The sequence below is a fragment of the Agromyces binzhouensis genome (assembly GCF_042672355.1).
In the GTDB taxonomy this organism is placed as follows: domain Bacteria; phylum Actinomycetota; class Actinomycetes; order Actinomycetales; family Microbacteriaceae; genus Agromyces; species Agromyces binzhouensis.
In genome coordinates, this window is the sequence record NZ_JBHXVJ010000001.1 from 631,485 (window position 1) to 650,024 (window position 18,540).

Here is an 18,540-nt window from a genome sequence, read left to right on the forward strand (position 1 = left end):
CCCGCCACCACGGCCCGGTACGATTCCCTTTCATGTCGTCGCGTGCTGAGGAGGAGCCGGTGAGCGGACCGCTCGTGGTGATCCCCACGTACGACGAACGCGAGAACCTGCCGGGGATCATCGCGCGCGTGCGCGCCGCGGTGCCGACCGCGTCGGTCCTCGTCGTCGACGACGGGTCGCCCGACGGCACGGGCGAACTCGCCGACGAGATGGCCGCGGAGGATGCCGCGGTCGACGTGCTCCACCGACGGGGCAAGGAGGGCCTGGGTGCGGCGTACCTCGCCGCCTTCGACTGGGCCCTGCAGCGCGGCTTCGACCCGATCGTCCAACTCGATGCCGACGGCTCGCATCTTCCGGAGCAGTTGCCGGCGCTCCTCGATGCGCTCGAGGCGACGGATGCCGCGGGGCGGGCACCCGACGTCGTGATCGGGTCCCGCTGGGTGCCGGGCGGTTCGGTCGTGAACTGGCCGCGTCGGCGGATCTGGCTCTCCAAGACCGGCAACACGTACTCGCAGTGGATGCTCGGACTGCCCGTGAAGGATGCGACCGCGGGGTACCGGGCGTACCGTGCCGGCGCGCTCCATGCGCTGCACCTCGAGGACGTGCACACGAGGGGCTACGGCTTCCAGGTGGACATGACCTGGCACGCGGTCATGGCGGGGCTCCGGGTCGTCGAGGCGCCGGTCACCTTCGTCGAACGCGAGCGAGGGCGCTCCAAGATGAGCGCGGCGATCGTGATCGAGGCGATGGCGCGGGTGACGGCGTGGGGAATCGCCCGCCGGTTCCGCTCGGGACGTCAGGCGACGTCGGAGACCAGCGACGCCCGGAGGCCGTCGCGCGCCTGACCGCGCGCGCCCAGGAGCCCGAGATCATCACCCGAGGTCCCTGCCACGAGGCGGGGGATCGCGTCGAGTGCACCGCCGCCGAGCTTGGGCCGGTTGTCGCGGAACGCCGCATCGATGTCGTCGCACAGGGGCGCCCACCACCCGCCGACGACGACCACGTCGGGATCGATCGTGGGCACCACGACCTGCAGGGCCCGGCCGATCCACAGCGCCGCGTCGAGCCAGGCCCATCGTGCGCGGTCCTCGGAATCCGCGATCCGCGCGGCCAGTTCGGCCATCGCCGCCCTGCGGCCGTACGTGAGCTCGAAGTCCTGCAGTTCGGCCTTGGCGAGGACGACGCCCGGTGCGGCGACGGTCGCGAGGCATCCGCGCTGGCCGCACTCGCACTTGACGCCGTTCGGGACGATCGGGAGGTGACCGAACGTCGCCGCGAGCCCGTGCGCGCCCGGGTAGGGCGTGCCGCGTACGACGATCGCTGCGGAGACCTGCGCGTCGCCCGAGACGTGGAGCACGATGTCGTCGCCTCGTTCGGCGGCGTCGCCGGCGGCGCGGGCGGATGCCGCCGTGCGCAGCACGGGCGGGTACACGAGGTCGTGCTCGATGCCGGCGAGGTGCTCGGACCTCGCGCGCAGCGCGGACGTCAGGTCGAGCGGCTCGAGTCCGAAGGTCGCGTCGCCGAACGCGAGCGCGGGCGCGCCGACGACGGCGCCCTGCACGATGAGCGTGACCTCGGCGATGCGCCGCTCGTCGCGTTCGGCCTGGGCGATCGCGCGATCGACGACGACAGCGAGTGCGTCGAGTGGTGCGGCGTGGGCCGACCGCGGATCGTCGTCGACGATCGCGACGGGCTCCTCGTAGCGCGCGATCTCGGTGCCGTCGAGTTCGGCGATCGTGGCGACGGCGTCGTCAGCGGCGACTCCCGCCGTGAGCAGCAGCCGGTCGGCGACCGCCAGTCGCAGTCGGCCGTGGCGCCCGTCGCTTCCGGGTTCGGGGTCCACGAGCACGCCGGCGTCGACCAGGCGGGTGACGAGCCCGGCGAGGGCGGTGCGGCCGAGGCCGGTCGCCCCCACGAGTTCGACGCGCGTGGCGCTGTGGTTGACGACGAGGTGGTCGATGATCCGCGCGGCGGGGTCGGCGCGCCCTCCCCGGTCAGCCGCGGCGCTCTCGGACGGAATGTGGGATGCGGTGGCGCCGGGCTGCGTCATTGCGCCAGCATGACGGGTCGGGGCGGCACGCGAGAAGTGCCCCGTTCGGGGGTGCCGGGCTGTCTCGGATGCCGAGCCCTCACGCTCGCGATCCCTTCGCGCGTCCTGCTCCGTGAGCGGTCGATCCGTGCAGTGCAGGCCGGATGCCGCCGTGCCTCTGCTGCGCAGATCGGCCGTGCCTGCGTCACCGGCGCACCGGCGCACCGGGTCGGGCCGGCGTCCGGTCGGCTAGCGTTGGAGGATGACGAAGCCGGCTCCGATCGAGGACGTCCCGATCGGTGGCGAGGGCATCCGCCTCGGGCAGTTCCTGAAGTTCGCCGGTCTCCTCGACTCCGGCGGAGACGTGAAGGAGGCCGTCATCGGCGGCCACGTGGCCGTGAACGGCGAGGTCGATCGGCGACGCGGACGGCAGCTGATGATCGGAGACATCGTCAGCTTCGACGGACGCAGGGTTCGCGTCCGCCCGTGAAGGGATCCCGTCAGGACTGAGTCCTGCGGCCCTCATGCGGACGCTGCGCCGAGTTGCGGCGGTGGCCATCGGCGCCGGTAGAGTGGCGGATCCGAGCAAGCTCCGAAGGAACGCCGCCATGCAGTCGTACGCGAACGTGTTGCACACCTACATGGAAGCGCTCGGTCGTAGCGACTACGCGACCATCGTGGGCCTGTTCGCGCCCGAGGGGACCGTGCGGTCCCCATTCTTGGGGGAGATGCCCGCCGAGCCCTTCTTCGACCGGCTCAGCCAGGCGTCGGAGACGAATGTCATCACGCCCATCGACGTCTTCCTCAGCGAAGGCGATACGACGCGCGCCGTCGCGTACTTCCAGTACGACTGGACGGTCACAGATGGATCTCTGATCACCTTCACGGTGATGGACGTGTTCTCGTTCGCGCCGGACAGCGACAAGATCACCAGCCTCGACCTCATCTACGACACTCACCCGATCCGCGAGACTCACGGGAACAAGTACGAGCCGCCTCTCTGACGAGTCGGCGACGGCCCCGACCCGGACGTCGTCAGCTGAGCGGCGTGGCGGGCGAGCATCGCCGCACTGGAACCCTCCCGGCCCGGGCGGGTTCGTGTGAGGGTGGTGAGGTGCCGATCGAGAGCAGCCACCGGGCGTCCGACTCGCCGTACATCGCGCGGGTCTGGGAGGGGCGCACGTCGGGCATCGAGCGGATGACGTCGATCGCGACGTCGAACTGGGAGCTCGTGTTCTGGGAGGACGGCGGGGTCGTCCACGCCGCGGTGCGCGGGCCGGAGACATCCGCCTCGCTCGCCGAGGTCACGGGCGACTCGCGCTCGCTCGGCATCACGTTCGCGCACGGAGCATCCATGCCGCACCTGCCGATCGGGGAACTCGTCGACGGGGGCGTGGAGAGTCCGCATGTCACCGGGCGAGCGTTCGCGCTGCGAGGCGAGGAGTGGGAGATCCCCGACTTCGCCAACGCGGAGCACTTCGTCGAACGGCTCGTGCGTTCCGGCGTGCTCGTGCGGGATCCGCTGGTCGACGAGGTCGTCTGGGGCGGGATCGCCAGGGTCGGGACCCGCTCCGTCCAGCGCCGCGTTGCCGCCACCACGGGACTCACCCAGGGCGCCATCCGCCAGATCGAGCGGGCGCGCGAGGCCGCCGTGCTGCTGGGGGAGGGGGTCGCGCCGCTCGACGTCGTGAACCGGCTCGGGTTCTACGACCAGCCTCATCTGGCACGCGCCCTGCAGAGGTTCATCGGGCGCACGGCGACGCAGCTCAGGGCGCCTGACGAGGCGGCCGATCCGCTGTCGCTTCTGTACAAGCCCGAGGGACCGGGCCGGACCTAGCGTGAAGTCATCGCGGTGATCACCCGCGTTGAGACGAGAAGGGCTCACGAAGTTGTCCGAGAACACGACCGTCACGTCCGCCGACGGAACCACCATCGCGTACACCGCCTGGGGCGACGGCGACCCGATCATCATCATCGACGGCGCGACCGCATACCGTGCCACGACCCCCGAGAACGCTGCGACGGCCGAACTGCTGGCCGACCGCTTCCGCGTCGTCCACTATGACCGGCGCGGGCGCGGCGAGAGTGGCGACACCGCCCCCTACGCGGTCGAGCGCGAGTTCGAGGACCTCGCCGCGATCATCGCGGAGGTCACGGCGCGTCGTCCGGTGACCGTCTTCGGATGGTCCTCCGGCGCGCTCCTCGCCCTCAATGCGGCACAGGCCGGCGTTCCGATCGCGCGGCTCGCACTGTTCGAACCTCCCGTCATCGCGGACGGCTCCCGCCCGCCGCTGCCGGCCGACTACGTCGCGCAGCTCGACACCGCAGTCGCCGACGGTCGCCCGGGCGACGCGGTCGCCCTCTTCATGACCGAGGCCGCCGGGATGCCGGGCGAGATGGTCGACGGCATGCGGGGCACCGACTTCTGGCCGTCGCTCGAGGCGATCGCCCCGACCATCGCATACGACGGCCGTCAGGTCGGCGACACGATGTCGGGGCAGCCGCTGCGCGCAGACCTCTGGGATCGGGTCGACATGCCGGTGCTGGTCATGCACGGCACCGGCACCTGGCCGCACCTGTCCGCCGGTGCGCAGGCGGTCGCCGAGCACCTGCCGACCGCGACGCTCAGGCCGGTCCCGGGTGAGAACCACAGCACCACCGCCGACGTGCTCGCGCCGGCGCTGCGCGGCTTCATCGAGGAGAACTGACATGGGACGCATCGTGCTCACCGAGTTCATCTCGCTCGACGGCGTCGTCGAGGCACCCGGCGGCGAGGACTTCACGTACCCGAATTGGAGCTTCGAGTTCGACCGCGGCGACGAGGGCGAGAAGTTCAAGGAGGACGAGGCGCTCGGCTCCTCGGCGCTGCTGCTCGGGCGCAAGACCTACGAAGGCTTCGCGTCGGCGTGGCCGCAGTACGACGGCGAGCTCGCCGACAAGTACAACGGCATGCCCAAGTTCGTCGTGTCGAGCACGCTGGGCGACCCGGAGTGGAGCAACACGACGGTGCTCTCCGGCGACCTCGTCGACGAGGTGACGCGGCTCACGCAGCGGGTCGACGGCGACATCTCGGTGGCGGGCAGCATCCAGCTCGCGCGGGGCCTGCTCGAGGCCGATCTGGTCGACGAGATCCACCTCATGTCGTTCCCTGTGCTCCTCGGCCACGGGCGCAAGCTCTGGCCGGAGACGCCTGATCGCACGACATGGAAGCTCGCCGACGCTCGGACGTACGGCGATGGCGTGCTCGTCACCATCCTGGAGCGTGCCCGATGACGGGGGCGCGCATGCCCGTCACGCCGATCGACATCGCCCGCGACGAGGACTTCGAGGGCTACCTGCACGGCTCGACCGTCAGCATCATCCGCGAGTACACGGCGCGCCCCGGGGCGGGGCCGCGGCTGCATCGCCACCCGTACGTCGAGACGTTCCTCATCCACGCCGGTCGTGCCCTGTTCACGGTCGGCGAGAAGCAGCTCGTCGCGGTGGGCGGTCAGATCCTCGTCGTGCCGGCCTCGGTCGCGCATCGCTTCGAGGTCCTCGACGGCGGCACCTACGAGGCGACCCACATCCATGCCAACGACCGCTTCGTCACCGAGTGGCTCGAGTAGCCCCGCTGGTCGAGCCGCTCCGTCGCCCGCCCCGAGGCGGCGGGTGACGGGGCGGCCGACCGGGACCGCCCCGCCGCCGGTCCTCACGCGGATCCCTACTGTCGAAGGTCCTGTCGAAGGTCGGCCGTCTCGGCACCGGCAGGGATGACGGCGGGGGTCCGGGGCCAGGTCCAGGCGGAGCGGAGGATGAAGGCCAGGAGCAGCAGCTCGAGTCCGATGGAGAGGCCGTAGAAGGCGGCCCAGTCCCAGGTCTCCCCGACCGCGTTGAACACCGTGACGGGGATGTACAGCGATGCCACGACGAGGTTCGTGGCGCGGTTCACGCGGGCGGGAAGCGCCATGGAGAGCAACACCATCAGGGCCGGGATCGCGATCAGTGCGAGGAACGCGGTCATCAACGCCGGGCTGATGTCGAATTCGAAGACCACGCCGGCGAGCAGGTCGTCGATGGTCCCGGGCTTGTAGAGGTGGTAGTAGTCCACGTAGATGTAGAGGAACATGAAGCTGGTCCACGCGGCCGCGAGCTTGGCCCGCACGGGGATCGGCGGGTCGACGAGCGCGTTCGGGGTGTTCGTTCGGATGGTCATCGGTTCTTCTTTCGAGAGGTGCGGTTCCTGGGCCGGAGCGGCGGCAGGTCTGGGCGTGCGGACGCACGGTCGGGTCGTTCTCGTCGGTCCGGTCTTCAGACGGTGATCACGACCTTCCCTCGGGTGTGGCCGGCCCCGACGTAGCGGAGGGCGTCGGGTGCTCGGTCGAGGGAGTAGGTGCGGTCGATGACGGGCCTGACCTTCCCGGTCGTGAGCAGGTCGGCCAGGGTGAGCAGGTCCTGGCGCTTCTCGACCGACGTGAAGGGCTTCAGCCGCTGCCGGGTGAATCCGGACCGCACGCGCGCTGCGACGATCCGACCGATGGGGCCGAGCCAGCGGCCGCCGCGTCCGCTGTTGGGGATGAGGGTGCCGGTGGGCGCCAGCGCGCGGCGGGCGGCCGCCAGCGGGTGGGCTTCCACGTTGTCGAGGATGACGTCGTAGCGCTTCTCGGCGCGGGTGAAGTCGGTCCTCGTGTAGTCGACGACGTGGTCGGCACCGAGTGCGCGGACCGTCTCGACGTTGCGGGTGCTGCACACGCCCGTCACGTCGGCGCCGAACGCCTTGGCGATCTGCACGGCGAAGGAGCCCACGCCGCCCGACGCGCCGGTGACCAGCACCGTCTGGCCCGGTCGAACGTTCGCGACGTCGCGCATCGCCTGCAACGCCGTCATGGCAGACGTGGGCACCGCAGCCGCGTCCAGGACCGACAGGCCGGCGGGCACGGGCACGAGGTGGTCCGCCGGGACGCAGGCGTATTCCGCGAGCGTTCCGGTGGTGCTCCAGCCGAACACCTCGTCGCCGGGGCGGAGAGCCGTGACATCCTTCCCGACCGCCGCCACCACGCCGGCGAGGTCCCTGCCGGGGATGCCGTGGCGCGGTCGGCGGAGCCCGAAGACCAGGCGCACCACGTACGGCTCCCCGGTCATGACGAAGACGTCGCCGGGATGCACCGAGGCCGCGCCGACCCGGACCAGCACCTCGCCTCGACCGGGAACCGGGATCCCGACCTCGGACGACTCGAGCACCGAGGGCGGGCCGTAGCGGTGCTGGACCACGGCCCGCATGGTCGCCGCTCCGGCCGGATCCGCCACCGGCACCGGGCGTGCTCGGGCATTCGATCGCTGTTCGATTCCCATGGAATCCTCCTCACCTCCGAGCCGCGACCCTCGCTGGCTCGTACACCGTACGTCGTACGCTGTACTATGCGCGTACGCTGTACGATTGTCAAGCCGTTCGAGCCATCGAGGAGACCCGTGTCTGCGAAGGAACAACGCCAGGTCGCGTCGGACGCGGGGCTGAGCAAGCAGCGAGTGGTGGTCGAAGCGGTCCGGCTCGCCGACCGCGAGGGGGTCGACGGGCTGAGCATGCGCCGGCTGGCTGTCGCGCTCGGCGCGGGGGCGATGTCGCTCTACCACTACGTGGCGAGCAAGGACGAGCTGCTGGACGCCATGATCGACATCGTGTTCGAGGAGATCGAACTCCCGCCCGAGGACCTCGACTGGCAGTCGACGATGCGACGGCTGGCGGTCTCCACCCGCGAGGTTCTCGCCCGCCACCCGTGGGCGATCGGCCTGATGGAGTCGCGGACCTCGCCGGGGCCCGCCAACCTGCGCCACCGCGAGGCGTTCACCGCCTGCCTGCGAAGGGCGGGCTTCTCGGTCGTGACGGCGACGCACGCCAACTGGCTGCTCAACAGCTACGTCTACGGGTACGCCCTGCAGGTCGCCAGCCTGCCGTTCGACACCGCCGACGAGCTCGCGGAGATGACCGAGGACGTCTACCTGCCCCAGCTTCCTCCCGACGAGTTCCCCTACCTCAACGAGTCCGCCGCGGCGCTCGTCGCCGCCGGCTACGACCCGGCGGAGGAGTTCGCCTTCGGCCTCGACCTCGTCCTCGCCGCCCTCGAGCCCCTCAGGGACCCGGCGTAGCGACGCTCATCGACCGGCCACCGGGCCCCCGGCCGCCTCAGTCGGTCGAGCAGCGCGGGTCCGACGGTGCCGCAGGCTGCGGGCACGAGATAATGGAGGATGTCCTCCTCCGTCGAAGTCCGCTCGAATCCGACTGCGTGGGCCGCGTTCTGGATCGCGCTGGCCGGCCTCGTGCTCATGCCCATACCGCTGTTCATCGGGCTGATCCTCGGGGGCGGCCTCTCGGTCGTCGCCGCGATCCTCGCCGTGATCGCCCTCTTCAAGGGACTCGCGCGCAACGGCACGGGCATCGCGCCCGTCGTCTTCGCCGCGATCTTCATCGCACTCACCTGGGGCGGCATCTCGGTCGGCGGCGGCACCGTCTGGTAGGTCGACGGGCCCGGGGTCGACCGTGTCCCGCGTGATCCAGCGGCACTCCGCCTGATCAGCCCCTCAGACGCCCGCGATCGGCCGCGCCGAGGCGTACGCATCGGGCATCGTCGCGATCGTCGCGCCGTACAGCCGTGCCGGGAACGCCTCGCCGGCGGCGGTGGGCCACGCGGGGTCGGCGCCGCGGACGAACGCGACGACGTCGGCGTGCAGGCGGTCGGCGAGAGCCTGCGGCGGCCGCACGCCCGCGACCGCGGGCACGTGCCCCTCCGCGAGCACGTCGAACAGGAAGGGCACGTCGAGGCAGTGCACCGCCGCTCCGGAGACGGGCGACCGCCACGAGAACCGGTAGGCCCACGTGGCGGCGGGCGCCGCGCCATCCGTCGCCGCCACGGTCGCGCCAAGCTCGCGGGCCGCGACCGTCCGCACGAGCGGTGCGCGGAAGACGTGGTCGCTCACGTACCGGCCGAGCACGGCGGCCGTGCCGTGCAGCCCCTCGCGGCGGTTCGCCTCGAGCCATTCCGAGCGGCGCGGTTCGACGAGGCCGAGGCGCTTCAGTGCGACCTTCCGCGACACGAGCCGCAGGCTCCCCTCGGAGCCGCGGAACGCCGACGAGAACTCGTCGTCGGTGGTACCGGCGACGAGCGGCACCCCCGCGCCGACGCCCGAGGCGATCGACGAGAGCGTCTTCGCCGGCACCAGGCGGCCGTCCACCACCGGCCCGAGCGGAAGGCCCTCCGCCACGAGGTCGGCGCCGCCGCCACGGGCTCCCCGCGGCGGCCGCAACGCCTCGCGCTGGAGCTGGCGGACGCGCTCCTCGGACACCGATCGCATCCCGTCGAGGTCGGGTCGGATGCCGCCGAGCTCGCCGATCCGGCGCGCAAGCGCCTGTGCGCGCTGCGGCGACACGTCGGCGAGGGCGGGGGAGGCGGCCCATGCGCGGTGGAAGAGTCCCTGCGCCCGCGGCATCCCGAGCAGGGTGAGCACCGCGCCGCCGCCGGCGGACTGCCCGGCGATGGTCACCCGCCGCGGGTCGCCGCCGAATCCCGAGACGTTGTCGCGCACCCACTCGAGTGCGAGCAGCCAGTCGAGCACGCCGCGGTTCGCGGGCGCCCCGTCGATCCATCCGAATCCGTCGAACCCGAGCCGATACGACACGTTGACCGTGACGACGCCGTCGCGATTGAAGGTGCGTCCGTCGTACCAGGGGCTCGCAGGCGAGCCGGCGACGTATCCGCCGCCGTGGAACCAGACCAGCACGGGCAGGCCCGCGGCACCGGCCGGGTCCGTCGGCCCGTCGGCTGCCGCGGCCTCCGACGGCGACGGCGTGAACACGTCGACGTTCAGTGTCGCCTCACCGGGCACCGACGGCTCCGGGATGATCGTGACCCCGGGGTCCCCGCGCTGCGGCGTGGGTCCGTGCTCGAGCGCGTCGCGCACGCCCTCCCACGCGCGAGCCGGCTCCGGCGCGGCGAAGCGGAGCCCGCCGACCGGCGGCTCGGCGAACGGGATGCCCAGGAACGCCGCAGACGCTCCCCGCGTGCCGGGGTCGCCCCGCCACCTCCCGCGCACCGCGCCCGCCCTCGTCCGGACCTCGACGGTGGGCGCGGGATCTGGCACGGTGTCTCCTTCGGTCAGGCGTCGGCCGGCGTCGGCGGCGGCTCGAGCAGTCGCAGGAGCACCGAGACGTGCTCCGCCATGTCGATGGTCGGGTCCATGAGCCACTGGACCTGCAGGCCGTCGGCGGACGCCAGGATGAGCATCGCCGCCTGCTCGGCGTCGATGTCGGTCCGGGCCGTGCCCTCCGACTGCATGCGGCGGATGTCGCCCGCGACGAACTCGCGGAACGTGCGCGTGCGTTCGGTGAAGAACGCGTGCGCGGGGTGCGCCGGGTCGGTCGCCTCGGCCGAGAGCCGGACGTACAGCTGGATCAGGCCCGGCACGTCGGCGTTCCGCCCGATGGTCTGACGGAGGCCCTCGAAGGCGGTGACGTCGCCCGTCTGCTCCTCGAACCGCGCCAGGTCGATCTCGTCGCGCTTGCGGAGCACCGCGGCGAAGAGCTCCTCCTTGGTGCCGAAGTAGTGCAGGAGGCCGGCCTGGCTGAGCCCGACCGCATCCGCGAGCTCTCGGACCGAGGCACGGCCGTATCCCTCGCGCGCGATGACCTCGAGTGCGGCCGCGAGGATCTCCTCGCGCTTCGCGACGCCCTTCGCGTACGCCCCCCGCCGTGCCATGCCATCGATCCTAGGTTGCAAGGCCGGTCGAGCCGTCAAGGGGTTGGGGCCGGATGCCTCGCGGCGTACGCTCCCGTGCAGGCGCGCCGAACGTGGCCGCCCGACCGACACGCGAGGGGGACGCATGCCGAAGACCGCAATCGACCGCGACGCGCGACGCGACGCGAGGCGCGCGGTGAAGGATGCCGAGCGGGCCGCGAAGCAGACGCGCAAGCTCGCTTCGTCGCTGCCCGAGCCGGCGAAGTCGAGGGTGACGGCGGCCGCGTCGGCCGAGAAGCGGCGCATCGTCATCGTCAAGCGCGAGGCCGATCGCGTGCCGTACGCGGCGCGGCGTGCGGCGAAGCGCTCGTCGGCGCGACTCGAGCGGGTCGCCGTCCGGTACGGCAGCGCCGGCGGACGCGCCTCCTCGAGCGACGCGTCGCGGAAGGGACGCTCGGCGAAGTCGATCGAGCGGCAGCGGAAGCAGGTCGAGCAGCCGTCGAAGATGGCGATCGTCAGCGGCTTCCGCACGCTGTTCACCGCCATCACGACGCCCACCGACCAGGAGCGTGCGCGCAAGACCGCGAAGGAGCGACTGCGCAGGATGGAACGGGGGAGCTGACATGGCGAGCACACGGCCGGCGCGACATCTCCGCGTCACCGGATCGTAAGGAACCTCCTCGATCCGGCGGAGTGGGGGACGGGCAGGGTTGAGCCATGGACACGGTGGGGGTCATCGGGGGCACGGGGCTCGCGGCGCTGATCGACGGGGCGACGCACGAGCGCGCCACGCCGTTCGGCCCGGCGATCGTCACCGAGGGTGAGCTCGGCGGCCGGCGGGTCGCCTTCCTCGCTCGGCACGGGGACGGCCACACGATCCCGCCGCACCGCATCAACGCCCGCGCCAACGCGTGGGCGCTCGCCGACCTCGGGGTGCGCGCCATCGTCTCGACGGCGGCCGTCGGGTCGCTCCGGGCCGAGCTCCCGCCCGAGTCGTGGGCGATCCCCGACCAGCTCCTCGACCGGACGTGGGGCCGCGCCGACACGTTCTACGACGGCTCGCTCGTCCGCCACCTGCCGTTCGCCGAGCCGTTCTGCCCCGAGCTGCGTCGCGTGGCGGTCGAGGCGGTGCCGGATGCCGCGCCGCGGGCGACCGTCGCGGTGATCCAGGGGCCGAGGTTCTCCACCCGGGCCGAGTCCGCCGTCCTGCGCGACGCCGGCGTCGACCTCGTGAACATGACGCTCTGCCCCGAGGTGGCGCTCGCCGCAGAGCTCGGCATGGGCACGGTGACCCTGTGTCTCGTGACCGACACCGACACGGGCCATGTCGAGGACGATCCCGACGCCGTCACCGCCGAGCTCGTCTTCCGCCGTCTCGCCGAGGCCAGGCCGCGCGTGCTCGCGTCGGTCGAGCGGATCGTCGCGGCGATCCCGCCCGACTACGTGCCACGCGAGCTCATGGACGCGGAGGCGATCGGGCACGTGCTCGGCCTGCCGGTGGTGCGATGACCGTCCTCGTGACCGGCGGCGCCGGGTTCATCGGCGCCGAGGTCGTGCGGCTCGCGATCGAGCGGGGGGATGCGGTGCGAGTGCTCGACTCGTTGCGTTCCGACGTCCACGCGACCGCCGCCCGGCTGCCGGACGGCGTCGAGCTCGTGCACGGCGACGTCCGGGATCCGCTGCTCCTCGACCGGACGCTCGACGGGGTCGACGTGGTCTTCCACGAGGCGGCGAAGGTGGGCCTCGGCGTCGACCTGCAGGACGCGCCGGACTACGCCGCGACGAACGTGCACGGCACCGCCGAGCTCGTGGCGGCGATGGCCCGGGCGGGCATCGATCGACTCGTGCTCGCCTCGTCGATGGTGGTCTACGGGGAGGGCGCGTACCTCGACGCGGAGGGTCGGCGGCGCCGACCCGCGGCGCGGACGACCGCCGACCTGGATGCCGGTCGGTTCGAGCCGCGCGACCCGGAGACGGGGCATCCGCTCGCCCCCGATCTCGTCGACGAGGACGACCTGCTCGATCCGCGCAACGTGTACGCGCTGACGAAGCTCGCCCAGGAGCACCTGGTCGCGGCGTGGGCGCGTGCGACCGGCGGTCGCGCCGCGCTCCTGCGGTACCACAACGTCTACGGGCCGCGGATGCCTCGCGACACCCCCTATGCCGGTGTCGCAGCGATCTTCCGCTCGTCGCTCGCACGCGGGGAGCCGCCCCGCGTCTTCGAGGACGGCGCGCAGCGCCGCGACTTCGTGCACGTGACGGATGTCGCCGCCGCCAACCTCGCGGCCGCCGACGCACTGCACGGCCTGGCGGCCGGAACCGCCCGCGCGTTCAACGTCGGCTCGGGCGTCGTCACGACGGTGGGCGAGCTCGCGTCCGGGCTCGCCCGGGCGATGGGCGGCCCCGCTCCGATCGTCACCGGGGAGTACCGGCTGGGCGACGTGCGGCACATCACCGCGTCATCCGCCCGAGCCCGCGCCGAACTCGACTGGGCGCCGCGGGTCGACCTCTCGGACGGACTGGCCGAGTTCGCCGCGGCAGGGGCGTCACGATGACCGGCGGGCGCGGGGGCCCGAGCATCGACCTCGTGCTTCCCTGCCTCGACGAGGAGCGGGCGCTGCCGTGGGTGCTCGGCCGCCTCCCCGAGGGCGTGCGCGCCATCGTCGTCGACAACGGCTCGACCGACCGTTCCGCCGAGATCGCGCGCGAGCACGGCGCGACCGTCGTGACCGAGCCCCGGCGGGGATTCGGCGCGGCCGCCAACGCCGGCCTCGAGGCGGCGACGGCGCCGCTCGTCGCCTTCTGCGACGCAGATGCGTCGCTCGACCCCGCCGACCTGCCGCAGCTCGTCCGGCTCGTCGAGGAGGGCGAGGCCGACCTCGTGCTCGGTCGGCGGCGACCGACGAGCGGGTCGGCGTGGCCGATCCACGCGCGGCTCGCGAACCGCGTGCTCGCCGCGCGGATGACGCGCCGCACCGGAACACCGCTCCACGACCTCGGGCCGATGCGCGTCGCCCGCACCGCGCGCCTGCAGGCGCTCGGCATCCGCGACCGTCGCAGCGGGTTCCCGCTCGAGATGGTGCTGCGGGCCTCGGCGGACGGATGGCGCATCCGCGAGGTCGACGTGCCCTACCGGCCCCGCGAGGGGCGGTCCAAGGTGACCGGCACCGTGCGCGGCACGCTCACGGCGATCGGCGACATGTCCCGCATCTTCCACGAGGTGCACCCGTGACCGTCGTCGCCGTCATCGCCAAGGAGTGCCGGCCGGGCCGCGTGAAGACCCGGCTCAGCCCGCCGTTCACGCCGGAGGAGGCCGCCGCGCTCGCCGCGGCCGCCCTCGACGACACGCTCGACGTCGTCGCCGCGCTGCCCGTCGACCGACGCGTGCTCTACTTCGACGGCGACGCGGTGCCCGACGCGGCAGCCGGCTTCGACCTGCTCGCGCAGTCGCCAGGCGGCCTCGACGAGCGGCTCGCGCACCTGTTCGACACGCTCGGCGAACCGACGCTCCTCGTCGGCATGGACACGCCGCAGCTCACGGCCGAGCACGTCGCGGCGGCACTCGCCATCGGCGACGGACGCGACACCCCGGCCGACGCCTGGCTCGGCCCGGCCGCCGACGGCGGATTCTGGGCGCTCGCGATGCGCGAGCCCGACGGCGGCGTGATCCGCGGCGTGCCGATGTCGCGCGACGACACCGGACGCCGTCAACTCGAACGGCTCGAGTCGGCCGGGCTCGTCGTCGGCCTGCTCGACGAACTCACCGACGTCGACACGGCCGACTCGGCGGCATCCGTCGCCCTCGCCGCACCGGGCACCCGGTTCGCCCGGCTGCATCGCGCGCTCACGGAGGGCCGGCGATGAGCGCCCCGCCGCTCCGACCGGCGCCGACGACGACTGCCCCGTCTGCACCGGGACGCGGCGCACCGGGCGACGCGGACCCGCGGCAGCACGGCCTGCCGCCCGAGCTCGTCGCCTTCGGCGCCGGCCGCGGCGAACCCTACGTGCGGCTCCTGGCCGGGCAGGACACCGCGTCGCTGTCGCTGCGCGGCGCGGACGGCACGTCCCACCGGCTCGACGCCGGCAGCTGGGTGCGGCCCGCGGGCGACGCCGACCTCACGGTGCTCGATCGCGCGACCGGTCCGCTCCTCGACGTGGGCTGCGGGCCCGGGCGGATGCTGCATGCGGCCGCCGCGCGCTCGATGCCGGCGCTCGGCATCGACGTCGTGCCGCACGCCGTCGATCGTGCGCGACGGACGGGCGGGCTGGCGCTCCGACGCTCGGTGTTCGACCGGCTGCCGCTCGAGGGGCGCTGGCGGAGCGTGCTGCTCATGGACGGCAACATCGGCATCGGCGGCAATCCGGCCGTGCTGCTGCGCCGCTGCGCGGAACTCGTGACGAGCGGCGGCGAGGTGCTCGTCGAGGTCGACGCCGACGCCGAACTCGCGGTCGTCGGTCACTGCACCCTGGTCGACGGACACGGCCTCGAGAGCGACCCGTTCCCCTGGGCGCGGGTCGGCTGGTCGGCCGCGGCCGCCCTCGCGGCCGACGCCGGGCTCGTCGTCGCCGAGCACTGGGACGCCGCGGGGCGTCACTTCGTGCGCGCGTCGCGCTCGGCCCGGAGGACCGTCGTGCGCGAGACCCCGAGCGCGATCGCGGCGACCGCGAGCAGCACGGCCCAGATGACCGCGAGCGCGACGCCGTAGGAGCCGACGAGGATCGTCGGGTTCGGGTTGCCGATCGTCGACGCGACGAGCGCCGGCACGGTGATCGCGGTCAGGATCGCGCCGACGACGAGGGCACCCTGCGCGACCGCGACCCCCCGATCCCCGACCCGGGCCCGCACGCGCGCCGCACCGAGCCCGAACGCGACCACGACGGGCGCCACGACGCCGTCGTGCAGGAGGATCGCGGCGCCCACCCAGACGGCGATGCCGAGCCACCGCGACGGAGCGATCCCGGTCAGCACAAGGAACGCGCCGAAGGCGGCGAGTCCGAGCCCCACCCCGACCAGCGCCGTGCGTGCCGCCCTCATGCCGTCACCTCGATCCGCCGGAGCCACTTCGTCTGCATGACGCCCGGACGTCCCGGAGCGATGACGCGAGCCGGGTAGCCGTGGTCGATGTCCAGCGTGCCGCCGTTCAGCTCCAGCGCGACGAGCGTCAGCGGGTCGCGGGCGTACTGCGGCGGCATCTCGGTGCGCGCGAATGCGCCGCGCTCCTGCAGGCTCTCGATGCGCAGCGGAGCCGACGGCTCGGGGGCGCCCGCCGCGTCGAGCAGGTCGACGAGGCGCACGCCGCGCCACGAGGCCGACTGGCTCCACCCTTCGACGCACGCGATCGGCAGCACCTCCTCGGCCTGCGGGAGGGACCGCAGGTCGTCGAGCGTGAAGTCGCGCGACCCGGCGGGGCTCGTGACCGTGAGCACCCAGTCCGGCGCGACCGCCGTCTCGGTGACGCCAGCCTGCGCGGCCGTGCGATTGATCGGCAGCCCCTGCGGACCGACGCCCATCCGGCGCGGTGCGAGGACGTTGAGCGGGGCCAGCGCGGGCACCGACTGTCCTGCGGTCAGTGCGACGGCGGATGCCGCGGCCGCGCCGACCGCGGCGAGGAATCCGCGGCGCGAGACGAACCGGCCGGTGGCATCCGCCCGATCGCCCGGCTGCCGCCGCCAGACACGGGCGATCACCGGGAGCTTCACGCCGAGGTGGATCGCCAGCGCGCCGATGAGCACCCACGCGAGCGCGAAGTGCGTCGCGCGGAACGGGAACGGGAACGCGTACCACTGCACCAGGTTCATGAGCCCGATGGTCACCTCGACGAGCGAGACGCCGACGAGCACGGCGATCGACGCGCGCTCGAGGAAGTGCGCCACCGACGTCACGGGCGGCCACGTGAACAGCCGCGGGTACACGGTCCACAGCTTGGCGAGCAGCAGCGGCACCGCAGCGGTGCCCGCGATGACGTGCAGGCCCTGGGTGAACCGGAAGAGCTCGACGGGACGCGTCGGCATCGGCAGCCACGGCAGCGGGTCCTGCAGCAGGTGGCTGTAGACGCCGGTGCCGAAGCAGATGAGGAACGCGGCGCCGAGCAGTCGCCCCACGACGACCGTCGTGCGCGCCGACTTCACGGGCGGGTCGGAAGCCGCGTCGTGCGCGGCGCCCATGAGCGGCTCGAGTCGTTCCGCGATCCGGGCCGAGGCGCGTTCGGTGAAGCCGGCCATGCTCCCAGTCGACCACCGCAGCGGGCCGGATGCGAGGGGTGGACCTTACGGTTCGCGGACGCCCCCTGCCGCGTCGCCCTCCGTCGGGCTTCCCGGTTCCGTAAGAAGTCCACCCCTGCCCCGGCGGGCGGTCGCTCAATAGTCTCGGAGGGTGCACGACGAACCCGGAGTCCGCGGCGGCGGAGCGGCGGCGGCATCCGCTGCGCCGTCGCAGCCGCCGTCGACGTCGCCGTCGAACCGCCGTCGCGCGCTGGTCGCTGCCGCCCCGTGGGTCGGGCTCGGGATCGCGCTCGCCCTGATCGCCCTGGCGATGATCGTGCCGCCGCTGCTCGGCCAGAGCGTGCACATCAGGTCGTTCCCGCCCCTGCACGCCGAGTGGATGCCGCGGCTCGGCCCGGGCACGCTGCCCGCCGTGCTGCTCGCGGTCGCCGCGGCCGTCTGGGGCGTGCCGCTCGCGCGGCGGCTCCGTTGGGGCGCCCTGCTCGCCGTCGCCTACGCGGCCGCCGTCGCGTGGATGGTCGCGCTCGCGATCGTCGACGGCTGGGACGGGATCGGGCAGATCCTCGAGCACAGGTACGAGTACCTCGGCACGGCTCGCGAGGTGACCGACTTCGGCGCGACCCTGCGCGACTACGTCGCCCACATCCCCCTCGACTCGGTCGACAACTGGCCGGTGCACATCGCCGGCCACCCGCCGGGCGCCCTGCTGTTCTTCGTGGTGCTGGTCCGGCTCGGCCTCGGCGGCGGGCTCGCGGCCGGATTCGTCGTGCTGCTCGTCGGTGCGACTGCGGCGCTCGCCGTGCTGACCCTGCTCCGTCGTCTCGGGGCCGAGGACGCCGCGCGCCGGGCCGCGCCGTTCCTGGCGATGGGCCCCGCGGCGATCTGGTTCGCGGTCTCGGCGGACGGCATGTTCGCCGCGGTCGCCGCGTGGGGGCTCTGCACCCTCGGCTTCGCCGCGACCGCGCGCCGATCGGGCGCGATGGCCGCCTGGAGCGTGCTCGCCGGCCTGCTGCTCGGGTACTGCGTGATGATGTCGTACGGCCTGCCGATCCTCGGCATCCTGGCGCTCGCCGTGCTCGCGCTCGGCCGCGACTGGCGGCCGCTCCCCATCGCGGCCGCCGCTGCGCTCGTGGTCGTGCTCGCGTTCGCGGCGTTCGGATTCCTCTGGTGGGAGGCGTTCCCCGTGCTCGTCGAGCGCTACTGGGACGGCGTCGCGAGTCGCCGCCAGTTCACCTACTGGGTGTGGGGCAACCTCGCCGCCCTGGCGATCAGCGCGGGACCGCTGGTCGGCGCCGCGGTCGCGACCGCAGGTGCGCGCGCAGTCGGGTGGCGTTCCGAGGCGCGCCCCGAACGCATCGTGATCGTGCTCGCGCTCGCCGCGGCCGCCACGATCGTCGCCGCCGACCTCTCGCAGATGAGCAAGGCCGAGGTCGAGCGCATCTGGCTGCCGTTCGTCCCGTGGCTGCTCGTCGGCACGGCGCTGCTCACCGAGCGGTGGCGTCGTGCCGGCTTCGCCGGGCAGCTCGCCTTCGCGCTCGTCGTGCAGCACCTGCTCGTCACGAGCTGGTGAGGCCGGCGGCGCAC

The 18,540-nt window shown here is 73.1% G+C and carries 23 protein-coding genes; 16 read left to right on the forward strand and 7 right to left on the reverse strand.

The features are described from left to right. The first annotated feature begins 32 nt into the window (after nt 1–32). Complete coding sequence (locus ACFVHK_RS03075; RefSeq protein ID WP_376927529.1) at nt 33–845, forward strand: polyprenol monophosphomannose synthase; 813 nt, start codon at nt 33–35, stop codon at nt 843–845. Here the strand turns inward: ACFVHK_RS03075 and ACFVHK_RS03080 are convergent. Then, the gene (locus ACFVHK_RS03080; protein ID WP_376927530.1) at nt 797–2,050 is read right to left on the reverse strand and encodes an ROK family protein; all 1,254 of its coding nucleotides are present in this window, start codon (nt 2,048–2,050) and stop codon (nt 797–799) included. The two genes, ACFVHK_RS03075 and ACFVHK_RS03080, sit on opposite strands and share 49 nt — an antisense overlap. 241 nt (nt 2,051–2,291) lie before the next feature. On the opposite strand from ACFVHK_RS03080, the gene ACFVHK_RS03085 reads away from it, so the two are divergent. The 6 genes from ACFVHK_RS03085 (at nt 2,292) to ACFVHK_RS03110 (ending at nt 5,637) form a co-directional block, all read left to right on the forward strand. Then, the gene (locus ACFVHK_RS03085; RefSeq protein WP_376927531.1) at nt 2,292–2,519 is read left to right on the forward strand and encodes an RNA-binding S4 domain-containing protein; all 228 of its coding nucleotides are present in this window, start codon (nt 2,292–2,294) and stop codon (nt 2,517–2,519) included. A gap of 118 nt (nt 2,520–2,637) precedes the next feature. Further along, nucleotides 2,638–3,033 carry a nuclear transport factor 2 family protein gene (locus ACFVHK_RS03090; protein ID WP_376927532.1) on the forward strand — a complete coding sequence of 132 codons (396 nt, stop codon included), beginning with the start codon at nt 2,638–2,640 and terminating at the stop codon, nt 3,031–3,033. A 110-nt stretch (nt 3,034–3,143) separates the two neighbouring features. Then, the gene (locus tag ACFVHK_RS03095; RefSeq protein ID WP_376927533.1) at nt 3,144–3,866 is read left to right on the forward strand and encodes an AraC family transcriptional regulator; all 723 of its coding nucleotides are present in this window, start codon (nt 3,144–3,146) and stop codon (nt 3,864–3,866) included. Nucleotides 3,867–3,918: 52 nt separating this feature from the next. Beyond that, nucleotides 3,919–4,737, forward strand: coding sequence for an alpha/beta fold hydrolase (locus tag ACFVHK_RS03100; protein WP_376927534.1), 819 nt, complete (start codon nt 3,919–3,921; stop codon nt 4,735–4,737). A gap of 1 nt (nt 4,738) precedes the next feature. Next, complete coding sequence (locus tag ACFVHK_RS03105) at nt 4,739–5,302, forward strand: dihydrofolate reductase family protein (RefSeq protein ID WP_376927535.1); 564 nt, start codon at nt 4,739–4,741, stop codon at nt 5,300–5,302. 11 nt (nt 5,303–5,313) lie between these two features. Continuing rightward, complete coding sequence (locus ACFVHK_RS03110; protein WP_376927536.1) at nt 5,314–5,637, forward strand: cupin domain-containing protein; 324 nt, start codon at nt 5,314–5,316, stop codon at nt 5,635–5,637. 95 nt (nt 5,638–5,732) lie between these two features. Here ACFVHK_RS03110 and ACFVHK_RS03115 read toward each other — a convergent pair whose 3' ends face one another. Continuing rightward, nucleotides 5,733–6,224, reverse strand: a complete 492-nt coding sequence (locus ACFVHK_RS03115; protein ID WP_376927537.1) for a DUF6326 family protein — start codon at nt 6,222–6,224, stop codon at nt 5,733–5,735. Between the two features lie 95 nt (nt 6,225–6,319). Beyond that, on the reverse strand, nt 6,320–7,360 hold the full coding sequence (locus tag ACFVHK_RS03120; protein WP_376927538.1) for an NAD(P)-dependent alcohol dehydrogenase: 1,041 nt from the start codon (nt 7,358–7,360) through the stop codon (nt 6,320–6,322). A gap of 117 nt (nt 7,361–7,477) precedes the next feature. Between ACFVHK_RS03120 and ACFVHK_RS03125 the strand changes: the two genes are divergently transcribed. Then, nucleotides 7,478–8,152 carry a TetR/AcrR family transcriptional regulator gene (locus ACFVHK_RS03125; RefSeq protein WP_376927539.1) on the forward strand — a complete coding sequence of 225 codons (675 nt, stop codon included), beginning with the start codon at nt 7,478–7,480 and terminating at the stop codon, nt 8,150–8,152. 99 nt (nt 8,153–8,251) lie between these two features. After that, nucleotides 8,252–8,521 (forward strand): hypothetical protein, encoded by a 270-nt coding sequence (locus ACFVHK_RS03130; protein ID WP_129234886.1) that lies wholly within the window; start codon nt 8,252–8,254, stop codon nt 8,519–8,521. Nucleotides 8,522–8,584: 63 nt separating this feature from the next. Here the strand turns inward: ACFVHK_RS03130 and ACFVHK_RS03135 are convergent, their stop codons facing one another. Beyond that, on the reverse strand, nt 8,585–10,141 hold the full coding sequence (locus ACFVHK_RS03135) for a carboxylesterase/lipase family protein (protein ID WP_376927540.1): 1,557 nt from the start codon (nt 10,139–10,141) through the stop codon (nt 8,585–8,587). 14 nt (nt 10,142–10,155) lie between these two features. Then, complete coding sequence (locus ACFVHK_RS03140; RefSeq protein WP_376927541.1) at nt 10,156–10,755, reverse strand: TetR/AcrR family transcriptional regulator; 600 nt, start codon at nt 10,753–10,755, stop codon at nt 10,156–10,158. A 124-nt stretch (nt 10,756–10,879) separates the two neighbouring features. Here ACFVHK_RS03140 and ACFVHK_RS03145 point away from each other — a divergent pair, with 124 nt between their 5' ends. The 6 genes from ACFVHK_RS03145 to ACFVHK_RS03170 all read left to right on the forward strand — a co-directional run bounded on the left by ACFVHK_RS03145 (nt 10,880) and on the right by ACFVHK_RS03170 (nt 15,440). Then, nucleotides 10,880–11,356 carry a hypothetical protein gene (locus ACFVHK_RS03145; protein WP_376927542.1) on the forward strand — a complete coding sequence of 159 codons (477 nt, stop codon included), beginning with the start codon at nt 10,880–10,882 and terminating at the stop codon, nt 11,354–11,356. Between the two features lie 95 nt (nt 11,357–11,451). Then, a complete protein-coding gene (locus ACFVHK_RS03150; RefSeq protein ID WP_376927543.1) occupies nt 11,452–12,243 on the forward strand; it encodes an MTAP family purine nucleoside phosphorylase in 792 nt (263 codons plus the stop codon). Continuing rightward, on the forward strand, nt 12,240–13,289 hold the full coding sequence (locus tag ACFVHK_RS03155; protein ID WP_376927544.1) for an NAD-dependent epimerase/dehydratase family protein: 1,050 nt from the start codon (nt 12,240–12,242) through the stop codon (nt 13,287–13,289). Before ACFVHK_RS03150 ends, ACFVHK_RS03155 begins: the two co-directional genes overlap by 4 nt. Then, on the forward strand, nt 13,286–13,966 hold the full coding sequence (locus ACFVHK_RS03160; RefSeq protein ID WP_376927545.1) for a glycosyltransferase family 2 protein: 681 nt from the start codon (nt 13,286–13,288) through the stop codon (nt 13,964–13,966). The genes ACFVHK_RS03155 and ACFVHK_RS03160 overlap by 4 nt, the downstream gene beginning before the upstream one ends. After that, nucleotides 13,963–14,598 carry a TIGR04282 family arsenosugar biosynthesis glycosyltransferase gene (locus tag ACFVHK_RS03165; RefSeq protein WP_376927546.1) on the forward strand — a complete coding sequence of 212 codons (636 nt, stop codon included), beginning with the start codon at nt 13,963–13,965 and terminating at the stop codon, nt 14,596–14,598. Before ACFVHK_RS03160 ends, ACFVHK_RS03165 begins: the two co-directional genes overlap by 4 nt. Then, entirely contained in the window at nt 14,595–15,440 is an 846-nt protein-coding gene (locus ACFVHK_RS03170; RefSeq protein ID WP_376927547.1) for a class I SAM-dependent methyltransferase, read from the forward strand. Before ACFVHK_RS03165 ends, ACFVHK_RS03170 begins: the two co-directional genes overlap by 4 nt. Here the strand turns inward: ACFVHK_RS03170 and ACFVHK_RS03175 are convergent. Both ACFVHK_RS03175 and ACFVHK_RS03180 read right to left on the reverse strand, forming a co-directional pair. After that, the gene (locus ACFVHK_RS03175) at nt 15,326–15,769 is read right to left on the reverse strand and encodes a hypothetical protein (protein ID WP_129235794.1); all 444 of its coding nucleotides are present in this window, start codon (nt 15,767–15,769) and stop codon (nt 15,326–15,328) included. The two genes, ACFVHK_RS03170 and ACFVHK_RS03175, sit on opposite strands and share 115 nt — an antisense overlap. Further along, nucleotides 15,766–16,956: a molybdopterin-dependent oxidoreductase gene (locus ACFVHK_RS03180; RefSeq protein ID WP_376927548.1), complete on the reverse strand. Its 1,191-nt coding sequence runs from the start codon at nt 16,954–16,956 to the stop codon at nt 15,766–15,768. The genes ACFVHK_RS03175 and ACFVHK_RS03180 overlap by 4 nt, the downstream gene beginning before the upstream one ends. A 151-nt stretch (nt 16,957–17,107) precedes the next feature. Here ACFVHK_RS03180 and ACFVHK_RS03185 point away from each other — a divergent pair, with 151 nt between their 5' ends. Further along, on the forward strand, nt 17,108–18,526 hold the full coding sequence (locus ACFVHK_RS03185) for a hypothetical protein (RefSeq protein WP_376927549.1): 1,419 nt from the start codon (nt 17,108–17,110) through the stop codon (nt 18,524–18,526). The last annotated feature ends 14 nt before the right edge of the window (nt 18,527–18,540 follow it).